Here is a 22757-nt window from a genome sequence, read left to right as displayed (position 1 = left end):
GCCGACCGGACCCGGTCGACCCCCTCGGCTCGTCGCTCGTCCGCTCAGCCGGCGGACATGATCTCCCGCATCAGGCGAGCGGTCTCGGTCGGCGTCTTGCCCACCTTGACCCCGACCGCCTCCAGCGCCGCCTGCTTCGCCTCCGCGGTGCCGGCCGAGCCGGAGATGATCGCGCCGGCGTGCCCCATGGTCTTGCCGGGCGGGGCGGTGAAGCCGGCGATGTAGCCGACCACCGGCTTGGTCACGTTCGCCTTGATGAACTCGGCGGCCCGCTCCTCGGCGTCGCCACCGATCTCACCGATCATCACGATCGCGTCGGTGTCCGGGTCGGCCTCGAACGCGGCGAGGGCGTCGATGTGCGTGGTGCCGATGATCGGGTCGCCACCGATGCCGACGCAGGTCGAGAAGCCGATGTCGCGCAGCTCGTACATCATCTGGTAGGTCAGCGTGCCGCTCTTGCTGACCAGGCCGATCCGGCCGGAGCCGGTGATGTCGGCCGGGATGATGCCGGCGTTGGAGGCGCCCGGCGAGGCGATGCCCGGGCAGTTCGGCCCGATGATCCGGGTCCGCTCCCCCTTGGCCACGTTGTACGCCCAGAACGCGGCGGTGTCGTGCACCGGCACGCCCTCGGTGATCACCACGGCCAGGCCGATGCCGGCGTCGATCGCCTCGATCGTCGCGGCCTTGGTGAACTGCGGCGGCACGAAGATGACCGTGACGTCCGCCCCGGTCTCCTTCATCGCGTCCGCGACGGTGGCGAAGACGGGCAGCTCGGTGCCGTCGAAGTCGACGGTCTGGCCCGCCTTGCGCGGGTTGACGCCACCGACGATGGTGGTGCCGGCCGCGAGCATCCGCTTGGTGTGCTTGGAACCCTCGGAGCCGGTCATCCCCTGGACGATGACCTTCGAGTCCTTGGTCAGCCAGATTGCCATTGTCAGACCCCCGCAGCCGCCAGCTCGGCGGCCCGCTCGGCCGCGCCGTCCATGGTGTCGACCCGCTCGATCAGCGGGTTGTTCGCGCCGTCGAGGATCGCCCGACCGGCCTCCGCGTTGTTGCCGTCGAGCCGGACGACCAGCGGCTTGGTGACCTTCTCGCCGCGCTGCTCCAGCAGGCCCAGCGCCTGCACGATGCCGTTGGCGACCGCGTCGCAGGCGGTAATGCCGCCGAAGACGTTGACGAAGACGCTCTTCACCGACGGGTCGGAGAGCACGATCTCCAGCCCGTTCGCCATCACCGCGGCGCTGGCGCCGCCGCCGATGTCGAGGAAGTTGGCCGGCTTGACGTGGCCGTGCCGCTCGCCGGCGTACGCGACCACGTCGAGGGTCGACATGACCAGACCCGCGCCGTTGCCGATGATGCCGACCTCGCCGTCGAGCTTGACGTAGTTGAGGTCCTTCTCCTTGGCGGCCTGCTCCAGCGGGTCCACCGCGGCCTGGTCGACCAGCGCCTCGTGGTCCGGGTGCCGGAAGGCGGCGTTCTCGTCCAGGCTGATCTTGGCGTCGAGCAGCAGCAGCTTGCCGTCGCCGTTCTTGGCCAGCGGATTCACCTCGACCAGGGTGGCGTCCTCGGCGACGAACGCCTGCCAGAGCTTGACGGCGACCTCGACCACCTGGTCGGCGACGTCGGCGGGGAAGCCGGCGGCGGAGACGATCTCGCGCGCCTTCGCCTCGTCCACTCCCTCGACCGCGTCGATCGGGGCCTTGACGACCTTCTCCGGGGTCTCGGCGGCGACCTGCTCGATGTCCATCCCGCCGGCGACGCTGGCGATGCAGAGGAAGGTGCGGTTCGCCCGGTCCAGCAGGTAGGAGAAGTAGTACTCCTCGGCCACGTCCGCGGTCACGGTGATCATGACCTTGTGGACGGTGTGGCCCTTGATGTCCATGCCGAGGATGTCGGTGGCGCGGGCCACCGTCTCCTCCGCGCCCTCGGCCAGCTTGACGCCGCCGGCCTTGCCCCGGCCGCCGACCTTCACCTGCGCCTTGACGACCACCCGACCGCCGAGGCGTTCGGCGATCGCGCGGGCCTCCTCCGGGGTCGTGGCGACGCCGCCGGCGAGCACGGGCAAGCCGTGCCGCTCGAACAGGTCCCGCCCCTGGTACTCGTACAGGTCCACGTTTGCGCGTCCCGTCCCGTCTCCGCGGCGCGCCGTCGCGCCGCCACCAGCGTTATGGAAAACAGTTTGACGCCTGTCATCAGTTGAAGCAGGCCATTGGGCGCAGCCTAGCGAGGTGGGCACCGCCGGCAACCGAGCGGGTGCGCGGTGTGCGGTAATGCACAGCCGCCCGCCGGGGCGGGCGCCGCCGGCCCGGTCGTCAGCCGTCCGGGCGATGTTCGGGCAGGTGCGTAACCCCCCGCTGGGGGCGTCGTTGAGTCAGGTGTCGGAGCGCTGCACAGCGCGAAGACGGGAGACGGCCGATGCCCTGTCGGTCGAGGGGTGGCGGCGGGGCATCGTGCATAGAGGGGCCGGACGTGTGAGGGGTGCGTCCGGCCCCTCCCCCGTGCCCGGGTCCGCCGGGTGTCAGCCGACGGGCTGCGCGACGTTCGCCCGCACCCACTCCACGATCGACCCGGTGGTTGCGCCCGGCGTAAAGATCTTGGCGACGCCGAGCTGCTCCAGCTCGGGGATGTCGGCGTCCGGGATGATGCCGCCGCCGAACACCACGATGTCCCGGGCGTCCCGCTCGGCGAGCAGCTCCAGCACCCGCTTGAAGAGCGTCATGTGCGCCCCGGAGAGCACGGAGAGCCCGACCGCGTCGGCGTCCTCCTGGATCGCGGTCTCCACGATCTGCTCCGGGGTCTGGTGCAGGCCGGTGTAGATGACCTCCATGCCGGCGTCCCGGAGGGCACGCGCGACGACCTTGGCGCCGCGGTCGTGGCCGTCCAGGCCCGGCTTGGCGACGACGACCCGAACACGAGAGCTCATCAGCGCATCCCTTTCACCGGCTTCGCGGCTTCACCTGAACGAACGGTAACCCGCCCCGCCCGGCCCGGGAAATCCGGGCCGGGAAACCGGCGGCCCGCGCCCGCCCCGGGCGGGCGACCGCACCGGCCTTCACCGTGGTCCGACAGGCACCCGCGTCAAGCCGGACGACTCCGCCGTTCGGTCACGCTGCGCGACGAACGGGCAGTAACGAGGGCGCCGTTTGACGGGTACGAGGCATGACAATCGCGGACGCAATTGGACAGAACGTGGCACCAATTCGGCGCTCCGGCTTGTGACTCGTCTGGTGGTTGGCTAACGTGTCCACGGTTGTCATCAGGTCCACGGACGGGTGGCGACGCGGCCCGCCGACGTTCACCAGAGCTTCACGACGCCGGCGCGACCGCCTCGAGACCCCGACAACGGAGGGTGTGCGTGCGCCAGCGCCTGTCGTCTGAGCCCGATCGATATCGCGGCCGCCGCCGCGTACCCACCCCCCCGCGGAGCCGTTACGCCGCCGTCGTCACCACCGCGTTCGTCGGAGCCGGTGTCGTGGCCCTCGGCGCGGGAGCCATGCCGGACGCGAAGAGCGTCAACCCGTCGGTCCTCGACGAGCTCAAGGCGGCCTCCACCCTCAGCCAGGACGCGGCCGCCCGCGCCGACTCCGCCGAGCGCGCCTCCCGCGACAGCGGACGCGCCGAGGAGGCGCAGCCCGAGGTCTGGCTGCTGCCCCTGCAGGGCTACGACTTCAAGTCCCCCTACGGCATGCGGTGGGGCAAGCTGCACAGCGGCGTCGACCTGGTCGCGCCCGAGGGCACCCCGTACGTCGCGATCCACGACGGCACCGTCACCAAGGCGGGCTGGTGGGGCGGCTACGGCTACACGGTGATCGTCCAGCACGCCGACGGCAGCGAGGCCATCTACGGCCACTCCTCCGCGCTGAGCGTCCAGGAGGGGCAGCAGGTCAAGGCCGGCGACCAGCTCGGCCTGGTCGGCAACACCGGCCACTCCTACGGCTCCCACCTGCACCTGGAGATCCATGTCAAGGGCCAGCCGCTCGACCCGGTGCCCTACCTCCAGGAGCGCGGAGTGGACATCCAGCTACAGGTCGAGGCAATCTACAACGAGGTAGCCGCCTCCTGACACTGCGTATCGACCGTTGACCGCCCGGATCTACCGATCCGGGCGGTTTTTCGTTGCCCCATGGCGGCGAAAGTTTCCCGGGTCACAGTCGCCGATGTGACGCAGGGCACGGGCGTACATGATCACTTTTCGGGACGCCGCCCACCAGATCGGGACATAGCCGGTCAGTCGCCTGGCGATCGGGCCGTGGCACCCGCTGTCCCGGTACCCGGCACGGGTCGGGCCGACACCAGTATTTCGAGGTCAAGTGCCCCTCGACTGTGAAGGTCAACCGTGCAGGAAGACAGCTCCGTCCAGAACGAGAAGACCCCGAACGCCCCCGCCCGGCACCGGCGGCGGACGGGCGGGCGCACCCGACACGTGGTCATCGGCGCGGCGGTCCTGGTCGCGCTCGGTCTCGGCGGCGTCGCCGTGGCGACCACCGGCGCCGACGACCGCACCCCGGCCAGCGTCTCCCTGGACGCGCAGGCGCGGGCCGGGGCCGCCGACCGCGCCGACCGGTCCGCCCGCGAGTCGACGGCCCCGGTCACCCCCACCGCCACCCCCACCAGCCCCACGCCCAGCCCGTCGACGGCCAGCCCGTCCGCCAAGCCCAGCCCGAAGGCGACCACCGCCAAGCCCAGGCCGAAGGCCAAGCCGAAGCCGACCTGGGTCATCCCGATGAAGGGCGCCGAGATCACCTCCTGCTACGGGCAGCGGTGGGGCACCCTGCACGCCGGCATCGACTTCGCCATGCCGGCGGGCACCCCGATCCGCGCCGCCTACGGCGGCACGGTGGTCAAGGCCGGCGACGCCGGCGACGGCTACGGCATCTCGGTCTTCGTCGACCACGGCAACGGCTACCTGACCCACTACGCGCACCAGAGCCGCACCGCGGTCAGCGTGGGCGACAAGGTGGGCGCCGGGGAGGTCATCGGCTACGAGGGCTCGACCGGCGACTCCACCGGCCCGCACCTGCACTTCGAGGTGCACCAAAGCCAGATGTGGAACCAGATCGACCCGGCGCCCTTCCTGCGCGCCCGGGGCATCGACGTGGCCTGCTGACTTCGGCCGGCTGACTTCGGCCGGTGCCGCCCGGCCCGGCACCCGCCGGGCCGGGCGTCAGCGGCTCAGAGCTTGTCGAGCGGCGCGTGCCGCAGCACCAGCCACATCGTCTGGTCGCCGAAGTCGATCTGCGCCCGGGCGCTCGGCCCGTGCCCCTCGACGGCGAGCACCCGGCCCAGCCCGTAGCGCTGGTGGTTGACCCGGTCGCCGGCCGCCACCTTAGGCCCCTGCGGCAGCTCGCTGGCGGTGGCGAGCCGGCTGCCGTCGACCCCGAGCCGCTTGGCCAGTTGCGCCGCCTTGGGCGTACCGCCGGTGAAGCCGCCGCGCCCGCCGGGGGTGCGGTCCGCGCGGCCGCCGACGCCGCCGCCTCCGCCGCCCCACGAGGTGTACGACCCCTCGGTGCGCTCCCAGCGCACCAGTTCCGGTGGCAGTTCCTCGACGAACCGGGACGGCGGGTTGTAGGCCGGCGCGCCCCACGCGGAGCGGGTCACCGCCCGGGACAGGTAGAGGCGCTGCCGGGCCCGGGTGATGCCGACATACGCCAGCCGGCGCTCCTCCTCCAGCTCGCCGGTGTCGCCGAGCGAGCGCAGGTGCGGGAAGACGCCGTCCTCCAGCCCGGTCAGGAACACCACCGGGAACTCCAGCCCCTTGGCGGTGTGCAGCGTCATCAGGGTGACCACGCCCTGGTGGTCGGGGTCGTCGGTGGGCACCTGGTCGGCGTCGGCGACCAGCGCGACCTGCTCCAGGAACCCGGCCAGGGTGGCCCGTTCCCCCTCGGCGCCGAGCGCCTCGACCCGCTCGGTGTACTCCCGGGCGACGCTGACCAGTTCCTGGAGGTTGTCGACCCGGCCGGCGTCCTGCGGATCCAGGCTCTCCTCCAGCTCGGTGAGGTAGCCCGAGCGGGTGAGCAACGCCTCCAGCACCTCCTCCGGGGTGCCGGTCTCGGCCAGCTCACGCGCGCCGTCGAGCAGGGCGACGAACTCGGCGATGCCGTTGGCCGCCCGGGTGGAGATGCCCGGCGCGTCCTTGGCCCGGCGCAGCGCGGCGCCGAAGGAGATCCGGTCCCGGCTGGAGAGCGCCTCCACGCAGGCCTCGGCGCGGTCGCCGATGCCCCGCCGCGGGGTGTTCAACACCCGGCGCAGGCTGACCGTGTCGTCATCGTTGACCACGGCGCGCAGGTAGGCCAGCGCGTCGCGGACCTCCTTGCGTTCGTAGAAACGCACCCCGCCGACCACCTTGTAGGGCAGGCCGACCCGGATGAACACCTCCTCGAAGACCCGGGACTGGGCGTTGGTGCGGTAGAAGACCGCCACGTCGCCCGGGCGGGTGTCGCCCGCGTCGACCAGGCGGTCGATCTCCCGGGCCACCCAGTCCGCCTCGGCGTGCTCGGTGTCCGCGACGTAGCCGACGATCTGTTCGCCGGCCCCCGCCTCGCTCCACAGCCGCTTCGGCTTGCGGGAGGTGTTGCGGTCGATCACCGCGTTGGCCGCGTTCAGGATGGTCTGGGTGGAGCGGTAGTTCTGCTCCAGCAGGATCGTCCGGGCGTCGCTGAAGTCCCGCTCGAACTCCAGGATGTTGCGGATCGTCGCGCCGCGGAACGCGTAGATCGACTGGTCGGCGTCACCGACCACGCAGAGCTCGGCCGGCTCGACCCCCTCGGTGCCGGAGACCAGCTCCTTGATCAGCACGTACTGGGCGTGGTTGGTGTCCTGGTACTCGTCGACCAGCACGTGCCGGAACCGCCGGCGGTAGCTCTCCGCGACGTGCGGATGCGACTGGAGCAGGTGCACCGTCGTCATGATCAGATCGTCGAAGTCCAGCGCGTGCGCCTCGCGCAGCCGCCGCTGGTAGAGCGTGTAGGCCTCGGCCAGCGCCCGCTCGTTGGGGCCCTTGGCGCGGCCGGCGAACTCCTCCGGGTCGACCAGTTCGTTCTTGAGGTTGGAGACCTGGGCGGCCAGCCCGCGCGCCGGGTAGCGCTTCGGATCGAGGTCGAGCTCCCGCGCGACCAGCTGCATCAGCCGGCGCGAGTCGTCGGCGTCGTAGATGGAGAAGGTCGACTTCAGCCCGGCGTGCTCGTGCTCGGCGCGCAGGATGCGCACGCACGCGGAGTGGAACGTCGACACCCACATCAGCCGGGCGCGCGGGCCGACCAGGGCGGCCACCCGCTCCTTCATCTCCCCGGCGGCCTTGTTGGTGAAGGTGATCGCGATGATCTCGCCCGGATGCACGTCGCGCGCGGCGAGCAGGTAGGCGATCCGGTGGGTGAGCACCCGGGTCTTGCCCGAGCCGGCGCCGGCCACGATCAGCAGCGGCGAGCCGGCGTGGGTGACCGCGTCGCGCTGCGGCCCGTTCAGGCCGGTGAGCAGGGCCTGCGGGTCGAGGCGGGCGGCGGCGGACCCGGGCCGCGCACGCGTCGGCGCGGGCGTCGGCGCGGGCGGGGACACGGGGATGTCGAAGAGAGGATGCATCGCAGGGCGAGTCTATGCCGCCGGCCGGACACTTCCCCGCCGCGGACACCCGGCGGGCCGCCATCCGCCCGGCTCGCCGGATTTCTTGCGCGGGACGCCCGCCGGGCGGCATACTCGACGGCGTGTTCGGTCAGCGCTACTACTTTTACTACGGCACCGGGAGTCCGGCAGCCGTAGGTCGCGCCTGATCAACCAGACCTACGAAAAGCCCCGGGCTCCTGGAGCCCGGGGCCTTTTCGTCCCGGGATCCCGGCACCGGGCACCACAGCGCGAGGGGTACCCGATGATGACAGACGTGGTGGAGCAGAGCGGCGGTCCGGCCCGGCCCGGTGCGGGCGGCGCCGGCGCGGAAGCCGACGGCGCGGCGGCCAATGGCGCGGCGGCCCGGGCCGGCAAGCCCGGTACGACCGCCCCGGGCACCGGCACCGCGGAACCGTCCGCCGCCGCCCGGATCGTCGAGATCCGCGAACGGATCGACCAGATCGACCGGGCGCTCATCGAGCTGTGGCAGGAGCGGGCCCGGCTCTCCCAGGAGGTCGGCGCGACCCGGATGGCCTCCGGCGGCACCCGGCTGGTGCTCTCCCGCGAGCGAGAGATCCTGGAGCGCTTCCGGGTCGCCCTCGGCGCCGACGGCACCCAACTGGCGCTGCTGCTGCTGCGCGCCGGTCGCGGGCCGCTCTGAGGAGTACGCCGGCCCGGCGGGATCCACGCCGCCCCGCCGGCCGGTCAACGCCCCCCAGCCCGCAGCCCGCAGCCCGCAGCCGCGGCGCGGTCGCGCGGTCGGCCGGTCGGGCGGTCGGGCGGTCGGGCGGTCGGGCCGGAAACGCGGAACCGCCTGCCGGCGTCGTGACGACGCGGACAGGCGGTTCCGGAGATGTCACGCCTCGTGCGTGGCGACGATCTCCCGCTTCTCGGCGAAGTGGCAGGCGCTCGGGTGGTCCGAGCCCCGCCGGATCTCCAGCAGCGGCACCTGCTCGGCGCAGACGTCCTGCGCCTTCCAGCACCGGGTGCGGAACCGGCAGCCCGAGGGCGGGCTGACCGGCGAGGGCACGTCACCGGTCAGGCGGATGATCGCCTTGTTGTCCCGCACGGTCGGGTCCGGCACCGGCACCGCCGACAGCAGCGCCTGGGTGTACGGGTGCGTCGGCCGCTCGTAGATCTCGTCCTCGGTGCCGATCTCCACGATCTTGCCGAGGTACATCACCGCGACCCGGTCGGAGAGGTGCCGCACCACGGACAGGTCGTGCGCGATGAACACGTACGAGAGGTTGAACTCGCTCTGCAGCTGCTCCAGCAGGTTCATCACCTGGGCCTGGATCGACACGTCCAGGGCCGAGACCGGCTCGTCGCAGACGATGATCTCGGGCCGCAGGGCCAGCGCCCGGGCGATGCCGATGCGCTGCCGCTGCCCACCGGAGAACTGGTGCGGGTAGCGGTTGATGTGCTCCGGGTTGAGGCCCACCAGGTCGAGCAGTTCCTTGACCTTGCCCCGGCGGCTGCCCTTCGGCGCCACCTCCGGGTGGATCTCGAACGGCTCGCCGATCAGGTCGCCGACCGTCATCCGCGGGTTCAGCGAGGTGTACGGGTCCTGCATCACCAACTGGATCTGCCGGCGCAGCCGACGCAGCGCACCGCCGGACAGCTTGGAGATGTCCTGCCCCTTGTAGTGCACGCTGCCGGCGGTCGGCTTCTCCAGGTTCATCAGCACCCGGGCCAGCGTCGACTTGCCGCAACCCGACTCGCCCACCACACCCAGGGTCTCGCCTGCACCCAGGTCGAACGAGACCCCGTCGACCGCCTTGACCTGACCGATGGTCTTCTTGAACACCACACCGCGGGTGACGGGGTAGTGCTTGACCAGGTCACGAACCTGGAGGATGTTCTCAGTCACGGTTCACCAGCTCCTCGGCGAAGTGGCAGGCGCTGGCCCGACCGGCACCCACCTGCAGCAGCGGCGGGACCTTCTCCCGGCAGACCGGCTGCGCCATTGGGCAGCGCGGGTTGAACGGGCAGCCCGGCGGGATGTTCATCAGGTTCGGCGGGAGGCCCTTGATCGTCCGGAGCTGCTGCCCCTTCTCGTCCAGCCGCGGGATCGAGTTGATCAGGCCGATCGTGTACGGGTGCGCCGGCTTGGCGTACAGGTCGTACACGTTGGCTTCCTCGACGATCCGGCCCGCGTACATGACCGCGATCCGGTCCGCGACGTCGGCGACCACGCCGAGGTCGTGGGTGATCAGGATCATGCCCATCTGCCGCTCCCGCTGGAGCTCGGCCAGCAGGTCCATGATCTGGGCCTGCACCGTCACGTCGAGCGCGGTGGTCGGCTCGTCCGCGATCAGCACCTCCGGGTCGAGCGCCAGCGACATCGCGATCATGGCGCGCTGCCGCATACCGCCGGAGAACTGGTGCGGGTAGTTGTTGAACCGGCCCTTGGCGTTCGGGATCTTGACCTGGTCGAGCATCTCGATCGCGCGCTTCTTGGCTTCGGCGCGGCCCAGGCCGCGCCGGACCCGGAACTGCTCGGCGATCTGGAACCCGACGGTGAAAACCGGGTTGAGCGCGGAGAGCGCGTCCTGGAAGATCATGGCGATCCCCTCGCCGCGGATGCGGCGACGCTCCTCGGCGGACATCCGGAGCATGTCCTTGCCGTGGAAGCGGACCTGACCACCGGTGACGAAGCCGGGGGGCGTGTCGAGGATGCCCATGATCGTCTGGGCGGTGACGCTCTTACCGGAGCCGGACTCGCCGAGCACGGCGAGGGTCTCCCCCGCGTCGACGTGGTACGTGACACCGTTGATGACCTTGGCGACGCCGTCCCGGGTACGGAACTCCACGCGCAGGTCGTCGACCTCGAGCAGCCGGCCGGCGGGGCGCCCGGAGGTACCCGCCGCGGACTGCTCGGACACGAGAATGTCGGACAACTGAATCGCCCCTAGCGGAGTTTCGGATCGAGGGCCTCGCGGACCGCCTCACCGAGCATCACGAAGCTCAGCACGGCGGTGACGAGGAACGCGGCGGGGAAGAAGAGCAGGAACGGCGAGACGCGGATGTAGTTCTGCGCCTCGCTGATCATGATGCCCCAGGACACCACCGGGGTCTTCAGGCCGACGCCCAGGAACGACAGCGTGGCCTCGGCGCCGATGAACGAGCCGACCATGATCGTGCCGTACACCAGCAGCGGCGCCAGGCAGTTCGGCAGCAGGTGCTTGAGGATGATCCGGCCGGTGCCGGCGCCCAGCGCGCGGGCCGCGACGATGTAGTCCGCCTCCTTGGTGGCCAGCACCGAGGAGCGCATCAGCCGCATCACCACCGGCCAACTCAGCACCGTCAGGGAGAGGATCACCAGGCCCATGATCTCCGGGGTGCTGTTGTCGGTGCCCGAGCTGTTGAAGGTGGTCAGGATGACGATGGCGCCGAGGATGAACGGCAGGCCGAAGAAGACGTCGGCGATCCGGGACAGCAGGCCGTCGACCCAGCCGCCGCGGTAGCCGGCGATGATCCCCATCGTGCCGCCGATCAGCAGCGTGCCCATCACGGACAGCACGGCCACCACGATCGAGGCGCGGGCGCCGTAGATCGTCCGGGCGTAGACGTCGCGACCCTGCACGTCGTAGCCGAACCAGGCGTCCGCGGACGGCTCCACCCGGCTGTTCGACAGCGCGCCGTTGACCGGGTCGCCGGAGGTGAACAGCGACGGGAACGCGGCCATCACTAGGAAGATCGCGATGAACGTGGCCGAGATCCAGAACAGCGGCTTGCGGCGCAGGTCACGCCACGCGTCCCCGAGCAGGCCGCGCGGCTTCTCCTTGCGGGCGCTCTCCGGCAGCCCGGCGTTGACCGGCGCGCCGATCTCGGTCGGCTGCTCGGGACGGGGGGTGCTGACGATCGATGCGGTGCTCGGGTCACTCATAGCGGATCCTCGGGTCCAGGGCGGCGTAGAGCAGGTCGACCAGCAGGTTCATCAGCAGATAGACCAGCACCAGGACCACCACGATGGAGACAACGGTAGCGCTCTCCTTGGTGACGATCGCTCGGAAGACCTGGCGACCGATCCCGTTGATGCCGAAGATGCCCTCGGTGACGATCGCGCCACCCATCAGGGCGCCGAGGTCGGTGCCGAGCAGCGTGACGACCGGGATGAGGGAGTTGCGCAGCAGGTGCACCCCGACCACTCGGCGCATCGGCAGGCCCTTGGCGATCGCCGTACGCACGTAGTCGGCCCGCCGGTTCTCGGCGATGCTCGTCCGCGAGACCCGGGCGATGTACGCCATCGAGGCGCTACCCAGCACGAAGCCGGGCACGATGAGCTCCGAGAGCCGCATCTCGTTGGAGACGGTCGGCTTGACGATGCCCCACTGCACACCGAGTACCCACTGCAGCACGAAGCCGATGACGAAGACCGGCAGCGCGATCAGGAACAGCGTGGAGACGAGGACCAGGTTGTCCAGGAAGCCGTTGCGGCGCAGGCCGGTCAGCACGCCCGCGGTGAGGCCGATCAGGGCCTCGATGGCGAGGGCGACGACGGCCAGCTTCAGCGTGTTCGGGTACGACGTGGCGATGATGTCGCCGATCGGCCGGCCACCGTAGGTGGAGCCGAAGTCGCCCTGGAACAGGTTCTGCATGTAGGTGGCGTACTGCACCCAGATCGACTCATCGAGCTGGTACTTCTCGGTCATCATGTTGACGTACGCGTCCGGGCAGGCGCGTTCACCACACTTGCCGGCGAACGGGTCGCCCGGCACCGACCACACGAGCCAGTAGATCAGGAACGTGGTGCCGATGAAGACCGGGATGAGTTGGAGCAGCCGTCTCAACAGATAACGGCCCATGGGGTGGTCCTCCAGACAGGGGGCGCGTCGGACGGCCGACACGGGGATGACAGACCTTGCGAGGAGATGTTGTAACACCTGCTCACGGAACGGCCCGGGTCGGGCCCACCGGTAGGTGAGCCCGACCCGGGGTCAGACCGTTCGGATCAGAGCTCGACCGAGGTGATGTCGAGTTCGCCGACGTTGCTCAGCTCCATCTTCTTGACCTTCTCCGAGTGGCCGGACTGCTGGCCACCGAAGTAGATCGGCACAGACGGAACGTCCGCGTCGATGAGCTTGACCGCCTCGGCGAACTTGGCGTGCGAGGCCTCGAGGCTCGGCGCGCTGCTGGCCTCCTTGGCCAGGCGGTCGACCTCCTTGTTGCTGTACAGACCGTCGTTCGAGGAGCCACCGGTCACGTAGAGCGGGTTGACCCAGTTCTCCACGTCCGGGTAGTCCTGCTGCCAGCCGGCGCGGTACATGCCGGTCATCTTGTGGGCGTTGATGTTCTGGCGGAACACCGCGAAGGTCGGCACACCCTCGGCGACGGCGTCGATGTTCAGGTTGGTCTTGATCTGCTGCGCGACGGCCTCCATCCACTCCTTGTGGCTGGCGTCCGCGTTGTAGGCGAGGGTCAGCTTGCCGCTGAAGCCACCGGCCTCGGCCAGGAGCTTCTTGGCCTCCTCCGGGTTGAACTGGCAGGAGGTGCAGTTACCCGGCGCCGCGCCCGGGGTCAGCGGGTTCGCCCAGCTGTCGGCCGGCTTGCGGTTGCCGAAGAAGATCTTGTCGCTGATCTCCTGGCGGTTGATCGACAGCGAGATCGCCTTACGCAGCTTGGCGTTCTGGAAGCGCTTGTCGTAGATCGGGAAGGCGATGATACCGGTCGACGGGGTGGTCGAGGAGATCGCCCGCTCGCCCAGGTCGGTCTTCCACTTGTCGCCCGCGAGCGAGGACACCGGAACCTGCTGCATGAAGTCGATGTTGCCGGACAGCAGGTCGTTGTAAGCGGCCGTGTCGTCCTGGTAGATCTTGACGTTGACGTCCTTGATCTTCATCTTGTCGCGCAGCTGGTAGTCGTCGAAGCGCGTCAGCTTGAGCATGACGTCGTCTTCCCACGACACGAACTTCACCGGGCCGTTACCGATCGGCTTGCGGCCGAACTCCTCGGCCTTCTGGGTGAAGAACGCGTCCGGCAGCGGCATGAAGGTGCTGTAGCCGAGCTTGGTCGGGAACACGGCGGTCGGGGCCGCGAGGGTGACCTCGAAGCTCCAGTCGTCCAGGACCTTCAGGCCGGACATCTCCTTGGCCTTGGGCTCGGGGGCCTTCTGCGGGCCCTCGGCGCCGTCCGGGTCCTCGGTGTGGACGTCGGTGAAGCCCTGGATGTCGGCGAAGAAGCTGCCGTTCTGGGCACCGTTCGGGGAGTACGCGCCCCAGTTCCAGGCGTCCACGAAGTTCTTGGCCTTGACGGGGGTCCCGTCGTGGAACTTCGTGTTCTCCTTGATCTTGATCTTGTAGACCTTGGAGTCGGTGGTCTCGATCGACTCGGCGAGGGCGTTCCGCGGAGCACCACCGTCGTTGGGGTACTCGACCAGGCCGGTCCACATCCAGTCGATGATCTTGCCACCACCGGTCTCGGTGGTGTTCGACGGCACCAGGGGGTTCTCCGGCTGGGTGCCTTCGATGGTGATCGCGCCGTCGGTGCTGGCGCCGGCGTCGCCGCCGTCGCCGTCGCTGCCCGAGCAGCCGGACGCGACGAGCGCGAAGGCCGCGCCCAGCGCGACCGCGCTCGTTGCCCGCTTCGAGACTCTCATTCCGAGGGGCCTCCTCTTTCTAACCTGGTTCGTCGTGGGTTTCACGCACGTTGGGGGTGACACCGCCGCCGACCCCGTACCGCGGGCCGCCGGTCCTACCGCAGAGAAATCGGGACACCCTGAGGTACCGATCCGCCGGGCCACCCCACCCACCACGCTCGGCACGCGCACGGGGGTACGCCCACCAACCGCACCGCTCGCGGCGGCGGAGGTGGTCGTCAGGCCGTACGGAGTGCCTCACACGAGGGGTGAGGTGCTGCCACTGTGACACCCACTTGCCGGTTGCGTGAAGGTGCCGTTATCAAGACGTTAGTTGCCCGCCACGTTGCCGATACTTGAGAAAAGATCATGAAACGTGCCGGGGGTACCGCCCTGAGCTGCGAAGATACACCCACGCGGGGTGCCGGCACGGGCGTAGGCTGGGCGGCTGTGAGCTTCCCCGCGTCGGCTCCGGTGCTCTCCGGGGTCAGCCGTGCGCTGGCCGTATTTGCCCATCCGGACGATATGGATTTCGGCTGTGCGGGCACGATAGCAAGCTGGGTGGACGAGGGTATCGAGGTGGGGTACCTCATCGTCAGCCGGGGCGACGGGGGCGAGTTCGACGGCGTACCGCGCGAGCGGGTACCCCGGCTGCGGGAGGACGAGCAGCGGGCGGCGGCCGCCGCGGTCGGCGTCCGGCGGGTGGACTTCCTCGACGGCTACGTCGACGGAACGATCACCCCGACGCTCGCGCTGCGCCGGGAGATCACCGCGGCGATCCGCCGGTTCCGCCCGGAACGCGTGCTGACCAGCTCGCCCCTGCGGCGGTGGGAGCACCTGGTCGGGCCCGGCCACCCCGACCACCAGGCCGTCGGCGAGGCCACCACCTGCGCCGTCTACCCCGACGCGCGCAACCGGTACTCGTTCCCGGAACTGCTGGCCGAGGGGTTGGAGCCGTGGGTCGTCCGGGAGCTCTGGTACGCCGGCGGTCCGGCGCCGGACCACGTCGTCGACGTCACCGCGCAGTACGACCGCCGGGTCGCCGCGATGCGCGCACACCACTCGCAGACCGACCGCCTGGACGTGCCGACCTGGGTACGCGACCGGCTCACCACGGCGGCCGACAACGCCGGGCTGCCGACCGGCCGGCTGGCCGAGGCGTTCACCGTCCTCCGCACCGAGTGACCCGCCCCACCGACCCCGCCCGCGCCCGGCGCCGCCCCGGATTTCCACCCGATCCATGATCGTCTGACGTCGGGAAGGCGAGAACGCGCTTCCCTGCCCTGCTGCGGATCAGACGATCATCAGAGTCTCGATCGGCGACCGCGGCGCGGCGGCCGGCCGGGGGGAACGGGTCCGGCCCCGGCGCCCGCCTGTGCGGGTGCCGGGGCCGGAGCGTCGAGCTGCGGTGGGTCAGGCCGTGAAGCGGACCTTGCGCCGCCGGACCACCAGGACGGTGACCGCGCCGGCGGCGAGCAGCACCAGACCGGCGGTGATCGCGGTGGCGATCGGGGAGCCGGTCAGCGGCAGGTTGCCGCCGTTCGAGGCCGGCGAGGTGGACGGCGCCGGGCTGTCGGCCGGGGCCGACGGCGACGGCGTCTCGGCCGGCGTGCTCGGCGTCGGGGACGTGGTCGGCGTCGACGGGGCCGCGGTGAACGTGGCGGCCGCCTTGGCGGTCACCGTCTCGCCGGCGCTGCCGCCGAGGATCAGCTTCTGCGCCCGGCCGCCGGTGTAGAGGAAGACCCGGCCGAAGGAGACCGAGTCCTCGGCGGAGAGGGTCACGTCGACCTCGCCGGCGCCCTCGGCGGTCAGCCAGAACTGACCGCCGTTGGTGGTCGTGGTGACCGGCTTGCCCTGGGCGTCGACGGCCACGCCGCCGGTGACCTTCAGAGCGATCTCGCCGGCCGGGCCCTTGACGGTGAACGGGCCGGCCTTCTCGCCGGCGGTAGCCTTGGCGCTAGCCGGGTCAACGGTCAGCTCGGCCTTCGGCTCCGGCTGGTCGGTGGCGTTGGCCACCAGGTAGTCGTGCACCTTCTTGACCACGTCGTACTGCTTCTTGCCGAGCAGGCCCTTGCCCTCGACCCAGGCGCCCAGCTCGATCTCGTCGCTGAAGTGCCAGACCGCGGTCTGGGTGCCGAAGTAGAGCAGCTTGTCGGCGTCGGCCTTCGCCGGCACCGTCGCACCGGCGGCGGCGAGCAGCTTCGCCGGGTCGGCGTTCGGGTAGCCGTGGGTCAGCACCCACTGCACCTTGCCGAGGTTGTCCACCTGGGACTCGTCCCAGGTGCCCTCCTTGTACTCACCGTTGATCGCCACGTTGGTGTGGTAGTCGATGCAGAAGGCGGGCACGGTCTTGCCGTCGATCTCCAGCGCCAGGGCGCTGGTCGCCTTCGCCTTGCCGTCCAGCAGCAGGGTGACCTTGCTGCCGGGGACCGACTTGGCCACACCGGTGGCCGGGGCCTCGGCGGCGGCCGGCGCGGCGAAGCCGAGCGCCAGCGCACCACCCGCGACGACGCCCAGGGCGATCCGCGCCCAGCGCCGTCCTCGTTGTCCGGTCATGAGATTCGTGTACCTCTCCCCAGGGGTGACCCGCTCCGGGCGGGTTGCGTGAGCTGCCGTTCCCGCGGGATGCGCACCACCCGCGCGCGAGAACGCGACGGGGAATTATCGGACGCGAATTGATCGTCTGTCAGCCCCCTGCGGACCAGATCCATTAGCATCTGTCCGGATTGTCGAGGTGGAGGAATAGGTCACACCAGGCGACGATCGGCCGCCCAGCGGGACAATTCGTACCGGTTGGACATCTGGAGCTTGCGGAGCACGTTGGACACGTGCGTCTCGACCGTCTTGATCGAGATGTAGAGCTCCTTGGCGATCTCCTTGTACGCGTACCCCCGGGCGAGCAGCCGGAGCACCTCGCGTTCCCGGTTGGTGAGCTGGTCCAGCTCCGGGTCGGCGACCGGGGCGTCCGGCCGGGCTGCGAAGGCGTCCAGCACGAACCCGGCCAGCCGGGGGCTGAACACCGCGTCGCCGTCGGCCACCCGCCGGATCGCGGCGGCCAGCTCGTCCGGCGAGATGGTCTTGGTGACGTAGCCCCGGGCGCCGGCCCGGATCAGCCCGATCACGTCCTCGGCCGCGTCCGAGACGCTCAGCGCCAGGAACCTCACCTGCGGGTGGGTACGCCGCATGGCGTCGAGCACCGCACGGCCGCCGCCGTCGGGCATGTGCACGTCGAGCAGGACCACGTCGGGCAGGGTGGCGGCGATCCGGCTGACCGCCTCGGCCACGGTGCTCGCCTCGCCCACCACCTCGACGTGCGCGCCCAGTTCGGCGCGGACCCCCGCGCGGAACATGGCGTGGTCGTCGACGAGGAACACCCGCAGCCGTTCCGGGCGGGCACCCGCCGGGTCGACCGGTTCCATCGACTGCTCGGCCATCATCTGTCCCTTTCCGCTGTGGACGAGTCCCGGGAGATCGGCAGGATCAACCGGACCTCGGTCCCCTCCCCCGGTCCGGAGCGGATCTCCGCCCGGCCGCCGTGCCGCTTCATCCGTCCGATGATCGAACCCCGGACGCCGTGCCGGTGATCCTCCACCGTATCCGGGTCGAAGCCCTTCCCCCGGTCCCGGACGAAGACGCTGACCTGATCGGGCTCGGCCTCGGCGTAGAGCGAGACGGTCTGCACCCCGGCGTGCCGGGCCGCGTTCACCAGCGCCTCGCGGGCGGCCGCGACCAGCGCGCCGACCCGTTCGTCGGTCTCCCGGTCGCCCACCACCACGGCCTCGACGGTGATCGCGTAGGTGTCCTCGACCTCGGCGGCGGCCTGCTCCAGCGCGGCGGCGAGCCGCTCGGTGGGCGACGCGGTGGGCTTGTAGAGCCAGTTGCGCAGCGAGCGTTCCTGCCCCCGGGCGAGCCGCTGGACGGTCTTCACGTCGCCGGCGTTGCGCTGGATCAGCGCGAGGGTGTGCAGCACCTGGTCGTGCACCATGGCGGCCAGTTCGGCCCGCTCCTGCTCCCGGATCCGCCCCTCGCGCTCGGAGCGGAGCTGGTTGTACGTCCGCCAGAGCACCGGCGCGGCCACCACGCCCACCCCGGCCAGGCCGACCAGCGCGAAGATCACCCCGTTGAGCACGGCGTCGAAGTTCTGCGCCGGTGAGTAGACCGCGGCGACGCCGATGATGCCGACCGCGACCAGCACCCCGCCGCCGATGAACCGGAGCACGAAGGCCCGCCGGTCGCTCTCCTCCACGACCGCGCCCAGCCACGGCACCGGCATCGACTCGCCCCACCGCTGCCGCCGCTCCGGGGCGGACTGGTGCCAGATCACCCCGGCGCCGACCGCGATGATCGCGACCAGCCAACCGGCGGTACCGGCCGCACCGACCGAGTCGAAGACCATCACCTGGATCAGCAGCACGCCGAGGCCGATCGCCACGAACGGCAGCAGCTGGGCGACGTCACGCCGGGGCGGCGCCGCGGTGTCGCCCGGTCGCAGCGGCACCACCGCCCAGAACGCCGCGTAGAGCAGCAGGCCGAGCCCGCTCAGCCCGAGCAGCACCATGAAGGCGATCCGCACCCGGACCACCGAGATGCCGAGATGGTCGGCGATGCCGGCGGCCACCCCGGCGGCCATCCGGTGCTCGGGGGCGCGGTAGAGGCGCGGTGGCTGGGTCACGATGCTGATCGGAGGCTCCCTGATCTGGTGGGCGGGGGCGGGCGGCCGTCCGCTGCCGGCGCCGGTTCGATCGTCACACGCTGCGCCGCCGCCCGGCCACGGGGACGCCCCCGACATTCGGCGCGCCGGGATCTCAGGGTGGCGTCAGGGTCGGGTCCTGAGGTCGTCCGGGCGGTCGGCGCAGCAGGATCGAGGGCATGACCGAGGAAGCTGCCCAGTCGCCCCGTCCCGGGGCGGCACAGCCGGGTGGACCGCCACCCGGGCGCGCCGCCGGCGGGACCGCGTCCAGCATGTTCGGGACGCCGCCGCCGGTGGCCGCGCCGGGCGCGGCCGGTGGCGACGCCGGGACGCCGCCGCCCGGCGCCGGCCCACTCCCGCCACCCGGCACCACCGGCTTCACCTCCCGGTACGGGCTGGTGCGCCCGCGCGACGGCCGCTACCTGGCCGGCGTCTGCGCGGCGATCGGCCGGGCCACCAACACCGACCCGGTGCTGTGGCGGGTGTTGCTCGCGGTGCTCGGCTTCTTCGGCGGCATCGGCATCCTGGTCTACGTCACCGCATGGCTGATCATCCCCGGCGAGGGCGACAGCGCCTCCCCGGTCGAGTCGATGCTGGGCCGGGGCCGGTCGAGCATGTCCCCGGTCACCGTGATCGTGCTCAGCATCCTGGTCGCGGTCAGTTTCGGCTACATCGTCACCGACGCGTTCCGCGCGGTGCTGCTCGGCGCGGCCATCCTGATCGGTGGCGCCCTGCTGCTCAACCGGGAGAACCAGGGCCGGCCGGCGGCCGGTCCGGTCCCGCCCACCCCGGCGCCGCCGCCCGGTCCGGTCCCGCCGGTCAGTTACCCCGCGCCGGCGGCGTACCCGGCACCGGCGGCCGGCCCGGTCGTGCCCGCGGCGGCACCCGCCCCGGCGTACCCGACCGGCGAGGTGGGCGCCCCGCCGGTCTCCGGTCAGCCGGCCGATTCCACCGCCGAGCTGCCCGCCTGGCCGCCGGCCCCGCCGGCCGCGCCGACCACGGGTTGGCCCCCGGCGGCCGGTCCGGCCACCGGCTGGCCGCCCGCCCCGCCCACCTCCGGCTGGCCCTCGGCCGCGCCGACCAGTTCCGCGGCACCGACCAGCGGTCAACCGGTCACCGCGCCGCTGCCGCCGACCGGCTACCGGGCCCCGTTCGCCCCGCACGGCCCGTACGCCGGAAAGACCGCCGCGGCGCCCGCACCGCCGAAGCCGCCGAAGCCGCCCAAGCCGCCGAAGCGGCCGCGCGAGCGGTCCCCGCTGGGCGCGGTGACGTTCTCGCTGATCTTCCTCGCCCTGGGCGTGGTCGCGGTGCTCGACCTGCTGGACGTCTTCGCCGTCGGCGCGTCGGCGTACTTCGCGGCGGCGCTGGCCACCATCGGTCTCGGCCTGCTGGTCGGCACCTGGTTCGGCCGGGCCCGCTGGCTGATCGCGCTCGGCCTGGTGACCGCCGCCGCGCTGGCCGTGGCCACCGTCGCCGAGTCGTACGACCGGGTCCGCGGCGTGGACGGCGCGGTCACCTGGGCACCCACCGACTACCGCGACCTGGCCGTCCGCTACGAGAACAGCTTCGGCGACGCGGTGCTCGACCTGCGGGCGGTCGACTTCGACAAGAAGGACACCGAGATCACCGTGTCGATCAACTTCGGTGAGGCCACCGTGGTGGTGCCGCCGAACGTGGACGTGACCACGGTCGCGGACGTCAACGCCGGTGACGCGAACATCTTCGGCCGGCGCTCCGGCGGGCTGGACGGTCCGCTGCGGGAGACCACGGACCTCGGCCCGGACGGCGCGGGCGGCGGAAAGCTGCGCCTCTACATCCACGTCAACGCCGGCAACCTGGAGGTGACCCGGTGAAGGCCCACCGCACGGACGTCGTCTCGTTCGCCTTCGGGCTGATCTTCGTCGGGCTCTCCGCCTGGTGGCTGCTCGCCCAGTTGCTCGGGCTGGCCCTGCCGCCGGTGGGTTGGTTCCTGGCCGGCGCCCTGATCCTGATCGGCCTGCTCGGCCTGGTCGGCGCGCTGCGCTCGGGCCGGTCCGCCAACCGGGAGGAGCAGCCCGGCGCACCGGCCGCGGCCGAACCGGACGCCGGCACCGGGCCCGCCGAGGTCGAGCGGACGGCCTGGGACCTGCCGGCGACGGCGGACCCGTCGGCCGCGGACGCGCAGGGCTGGACGACCGGCCGGTCCGAGTGGGAGGTGTCCGCCCCGATGTCCGGCGCCCCGATCGCCGGTCCGAGCGGGACCGGGCGGGACGAGGCTGACGAGTGGCCGACCGAGGCGGTGACCGACCGGCCGCTCGACGGGGTCGAGGACCGGCCCGCCGACGAGGACCGGCGGGTCGGCGCGGACCGGCCGGACGAAGAGGACCGACGGGTCGGCGCGGATCGGCCGGGCGAGGAGGACCGGCCGACGGCCGCGGAAGGCCGGCCCGAGCGGCCCGCCGGGGCGCCGGTGACCGGGCCGCCGGCCGGTGAGGAGAGCTCACGCGGCTGACCCGCGCCGGTGCGGCCCCGGCCCGGGGACGCCTATGCTGGCCGGTGGAGCCCTTCGCCTCCGCCGGCCGGCCCGCGCCGCCGTGGCGGTCCGCCGCGATGCCCGTCGCTACCCCCGTCAGGAGCCCGTCCGACATGACCCAGTCCCCCGCCGTGCGCACCTCCGGCCGGCCCGGTCCGGTCCGCCTCGGCGAGCGAGCCGCCCGTACCCTCGTCGCCGAGTTCGCCCGGATCAACGACCCGAAGGCCGCCCTGCTGGTCGGCGCCACCCCGGAGTCCGCGGTGCTGGCCGCGGCGATCGAGGCGCTGCTGCCGGGTGACACGCTCACCCTCGTGCCGGCCGGGGCGGCCAGCTCCGCCGGGCTGCGGGAGCACGTCACCGCCCAGGGCCGGTGGGTCGCCGAGCGGGTCCGCGTGGTGGACACGCTCGCCGAGGCCGAGCCGGCCGCCGTGGTCGTCGCCGGTGAGGCGTTCGTCGGCACGGCCGACGAGGCCCGCACCAGCATCGAGTCCCTGACGACGTACCTCGCCGACGGCGCGGTGCTCAGCGTGGCCACCGTCCCGGGCCGCACCGCCGGCGCCGCGGCCGAGCTCGACCGGCAGAGCGCGCTGTACGGCGTCGGCACCGACCTGGTGCTGCGCAACTCCCCGCCGGTACGAGTGCACCGGCTGCGCTTCACCCCGGCCGACGCCGCCGCGGCGACCCGGCTGGCCCCCGCCTACCGCCCATCGAGCGTCCCGCTGACCCGGACGATGCACATCGACTCGAACGGGGTCGCGGCGGCCGGCATCAGCCTCGGGCTGGCCGCGCTGGCCCGGATGGCCCGGCCGAAGTCGAAGCTCTGGCTGCTGCCCGCGCTGGCCGCCGCCCCGGTCGCGGCGTTCTTCCGGGACCCGGAGCGGGACGTCCCCGAGGACCCGTCGGCCGTTGTCGCCGCCGCCGACGGCCAGGTGCTGTCGGTGCAGCGGCTGCACGACGAGCGCTTCGGCGACGCCGAGTGGCTGCGGATCGCGGTCTTCCTGTCGGTGCTGGACGTGCACGTCAACCGGTCGCCGGTGGCCGGCAAGGTGGTCGACTACTTCGTCGCCGACGGCGGCTTCGTCAACGCGATGAAGCCGGCCGCGGAGCACAACGTGGCGGCCTACACGGTGCTGGACACTCCGCACGGCACGGTCGTGGTGGCGCAGCGCACCGGCCTGATCGCCCGCCGGATCGTGCAGCGGGCACCGGTCGGGACGCTGCTGGCCCGGGGCGAGCGCTTCGGGTTGATCCGGTTCGGCTCGCGGACCGACGTCTACCTGCCCGCCGAGGCCGCCGAGCCGCTGGTCGGCCCGGGCGACAAGGTGGTCGGCGGGTCGACGGTGATCGCCCGCTGGCGCTGAGCAGACGAAAAGGGGCGCCGC

At 71.8% G+C, this 22757-nt stretch carries 18 protein-coding genes and 1 pseudogene; 7 read left to right on the top strand and 12 right to left on the bottom strand.

Annotation, left to right across the window (positions count from 1 at the left end):
• Positions 1-44: 44 nt before the first annotated feature.
• From sucD to ACVCAH_RS02675, 3 genes are all read right to left on the bottom strand, one after another.
• Entirely contained in the window at positions 45-932 is an 888-nt protein-coding gene (gene sucD / locus ACVCAH_RS02685) for a succinate--CoA ligase subunit alpha (protein ID WP_447134431.1), read from the bottom strand.
• Positions 933-934: 2 nt separating this feature from the next.
• A complete protein-coding gene (gene sucC / locus ACVCAH_RS02680) occupies positions 935-2113 on the bottom strand; it encodes an ADP-forming succinate--CoA ligase subunit beta (RefSeq protein WP_447134430.1) in 1179 nt (392 codons plus the stop codon).
• A 405-nt stretch (positions 2114-2518) separates the two neighbouring features.
• Positions 2519-2923 carry a cobalamin B12-binding domain-containing protein gene (locus ACVCAH_RS02675; protein WP_447134429.1) on the bottom strand — a complete coding sequence of 135 codons (405 nt, stop codon included), beginning with the start codon at positions 2921-2923 and terminating at the stop codon, positions 2519-2521.
• Between the two features lie 432 nt (positions 2924-3355).
• Between ACVCAH_RS02675 and ACVCAH_RS02670 the strand changes: the two genes are divergently transcribed.
• The gene (locus ACVCAH_RS02670) at positions 3356-4063 is read left to right on the top strand and encodes a M23 family metallopeptidase (RefSeq protein ID WP_447134428.1); all 708 of its coding nucleotides are present in this window, start codon (positions 3356-3358) and stop codon (positions 4061-4063) included.
• A gap of 273 nt (positions 4064-4336) precedes the next feature.
• Positions 4337-5107, top strand: a complete 771-nt coding sequence (locus ACVCAH_RS02665; protein WP_447134427.1) for a M23 family metallopeptidase — start codon at positions 4337-4339, stop codon at positions 5105-5107.
• A 65-nt stretch (positions 5108-5172) separates the two neighbouring features.
• Here ACVCAH_RS02665 and pcrA read toward each other — a convergent pair whose 3' ends face one another.
• Positions 5173-7575 (bottom strand): DNA helicase PcrA, encoded by a 2403-nt coding sequence (gene pcrA, locus ACVCAH_RS02660; protein WP_447134426.1) that lies wholly within the window; start codon positions 7573-7575, stop codon positions 5173-5175.
• 283 nt (positions 7576-7858) lie between these two features.
• Here pcrA and ACVCAH_RS02655 point away from each other — a divergent pair, with 283 nt between their 5' ends.
• A complete protein-coding gene (locus tag ACVCAH_RS02655; protein WP_447134425.1) occupies positions 7859-8257 on the top strand; it encodes a chorismate mutase in 399 nt (132 codons plus the stop codon).
• A 195-nt stretch (positions 8258-8452) separates the two neighbouring features.
• On the opposite strand, the gene ACVCAH_RS02650 is transcribed toward ACVCAH_RS02655, so the two are convergent.
• From ACVCAH_RS02650 to ACVCAH_RS02630, 5 genes are all read right to left on the bottom strand, one after another.
• Entirely contained in the window at positions 8453-9466 is a 1014-nt protein-coding gene (locus tag ACVCAH_RS02650; RefSeq protein WP_447134424.1) for an ABC transporter ATP-binding protein, read from the bottom strand.
• On the bottom strand, positions 9459-10481 hold the full coding sequence (locus tag ACVCAH_RS02645) for an ABC transporter ATP-binding protein (RefSeq protein ID WP_447134708.1): 1023 nt from the start codon (positions 10479-10481) through the stop codon (positions 9459-9461). Before ACVCAH_RS02645 ends, ACVCAH_RS02650 begins: the two co-directional genes overlap by 8 nt.
• Before the next feature lie 26 nt (positions 10482-10507).
• On the bottom strand, positions 10508-11485 hold the full coding sequence (locus ACVCAH_RS02640; protein ID WP_447134423.1) for an ABC transporter permease: 978 nt from the start codon (positions 11483-11485) through the stop codon (positions 10508-10510).
• Entirely contained in the window at positions 11478-12404 is a 927-nt protein-coding gene (locus tag ACVCAH_RS02635; protein ID WP_447134422.1) for an ABC transporter permease, read from the bottom strand. Before ACVCAH_RS02635 ends, ACVCAH_RS02640 begins: the two co-directional genes overlap by 8 nt.
• Before the next feature lie 146 nt (positions 12405-12550).
• Positions 12551-14194: a peptide ABC transporter substrate-binding protein gene (locus ACVCAH_RS02630; protein WP_447134421.1), complete on the bottom strand. Its 1644-nt coding sequence runs from the start codon at positions 14192-14194 to the stop codon at positions 12551-12553.
• A gap of 429 nt (positions 14195-14623) precedes the next feature.
• On the opposite strand from ACVCAH_RS02630, the gene ACVCAH_RS02625 reads away from it, so the two are divergent.
• Entirely contained in the window at positions 14624-15358 is a 735-nt protein-coding gene (locus ACVCAH_RS02625) for a PIG-L deacetylase family protein (protein ID WP_447134420.1), read from the top strand.
• Positions 15359-15586: 228 nt separating this feature from the next.
• Here ACVCAH_RS02625 and ACVCAH_RS02620 read toward each other — a convergent pair whose 3' ends face one another.
• The 3 genes from ACVCAH_RS02620 to ACVCAH_RS02610 all read right to left on the bottom strand — a co-directional run bounded on the left by ACVCAH_RS02620 (position 15587) and on the right by ACVCAH_RS02610 (position 18845).
• A complete protein-coding gene (locus ACVCAH_RS02620; RefSeq protein ID WP_447134419.1) occupies positions 15587-16729 on the bottom strand; it encodes a thioester domain-containing protein in 1143 nt (380 codons plus the stop codon).
• A 191-nt stretch (positions 16730-16920) separates the two neighbouring features.
• The gene (locus tag ACVCAH_RS02615) at positions 16921-17607 is read right to left on the bottom strand and encodes a response regulator (protein ID WP_447134418.1); all 687 of its coding nucleotides are present in this window, start codon (positions 17605-17607) and stop codon (positions 16921-16923) included.
• Positions 17607-18845 (bottom strand): PspC domain-containing protein, encoded by a 1239-nt coding sequence (locus ACVCAH_RS02610; protein ID WP_447134417.1) that lies wholly within the window; start codon positions 18843-18845, stop codon positions 17607-17609. The genes ACVCAH_RS02615 and ACVCAH_RS02610 overlap by 1 nt, the downstream gene beginning before the upstream one ends.
• Before the next feature lie 197 nt (positions 18846-19042).
• Here ACVCAH_RS02610 and ACVCAH_RS02605 point away from each other — a divergent pair, with 197 nt between their 5' ends.
• From ACVCAH_RS02605 to ACVCAH_RS02595, 3 genes and pseudogenes are all read left to right on the top strand, one after another.
• A complete protein-coding gene (locus ACVCAH_RS02605) occupies positions 19043-20716 on the top strand; it encodes a PspC domain-containing protein (RefSeq protein ID WP_447134416.1) in 1674 nt (557 codons plus the stop codon).
• Positions 20713-20976 (top strand): annotated as a pseudogene (locus ACVCAH_RS02600) (hypothetical protein); the annotation flags it as partial. The gene ACVCAH_RS02605 and the pseudogene ACVCAH_RS02600, both read left to right, overlap by 4 nt.
• A 512-nt stretch (positions 20977-21488) precedes the next feature.
• Positions 21489-22736: a phosphatidylserine decarboxylase gene (locus tag ACVCAH_RS02595; protein ID WP_447134415.1), complete on the top strand. Its 1248-nt coding sequence runs from the start codon at positions 21489-21491 to the stop codon at positions 22734-22736.
• Positions 22737-22757: the final 21 nt, after the last annotated feature.

This window comes from Micromonospora sp. LZ34 (genome assembly GCF_052981855.1).
This window is presented reverse-complemented; position numbering and strand designations above follow the sequence as displayed.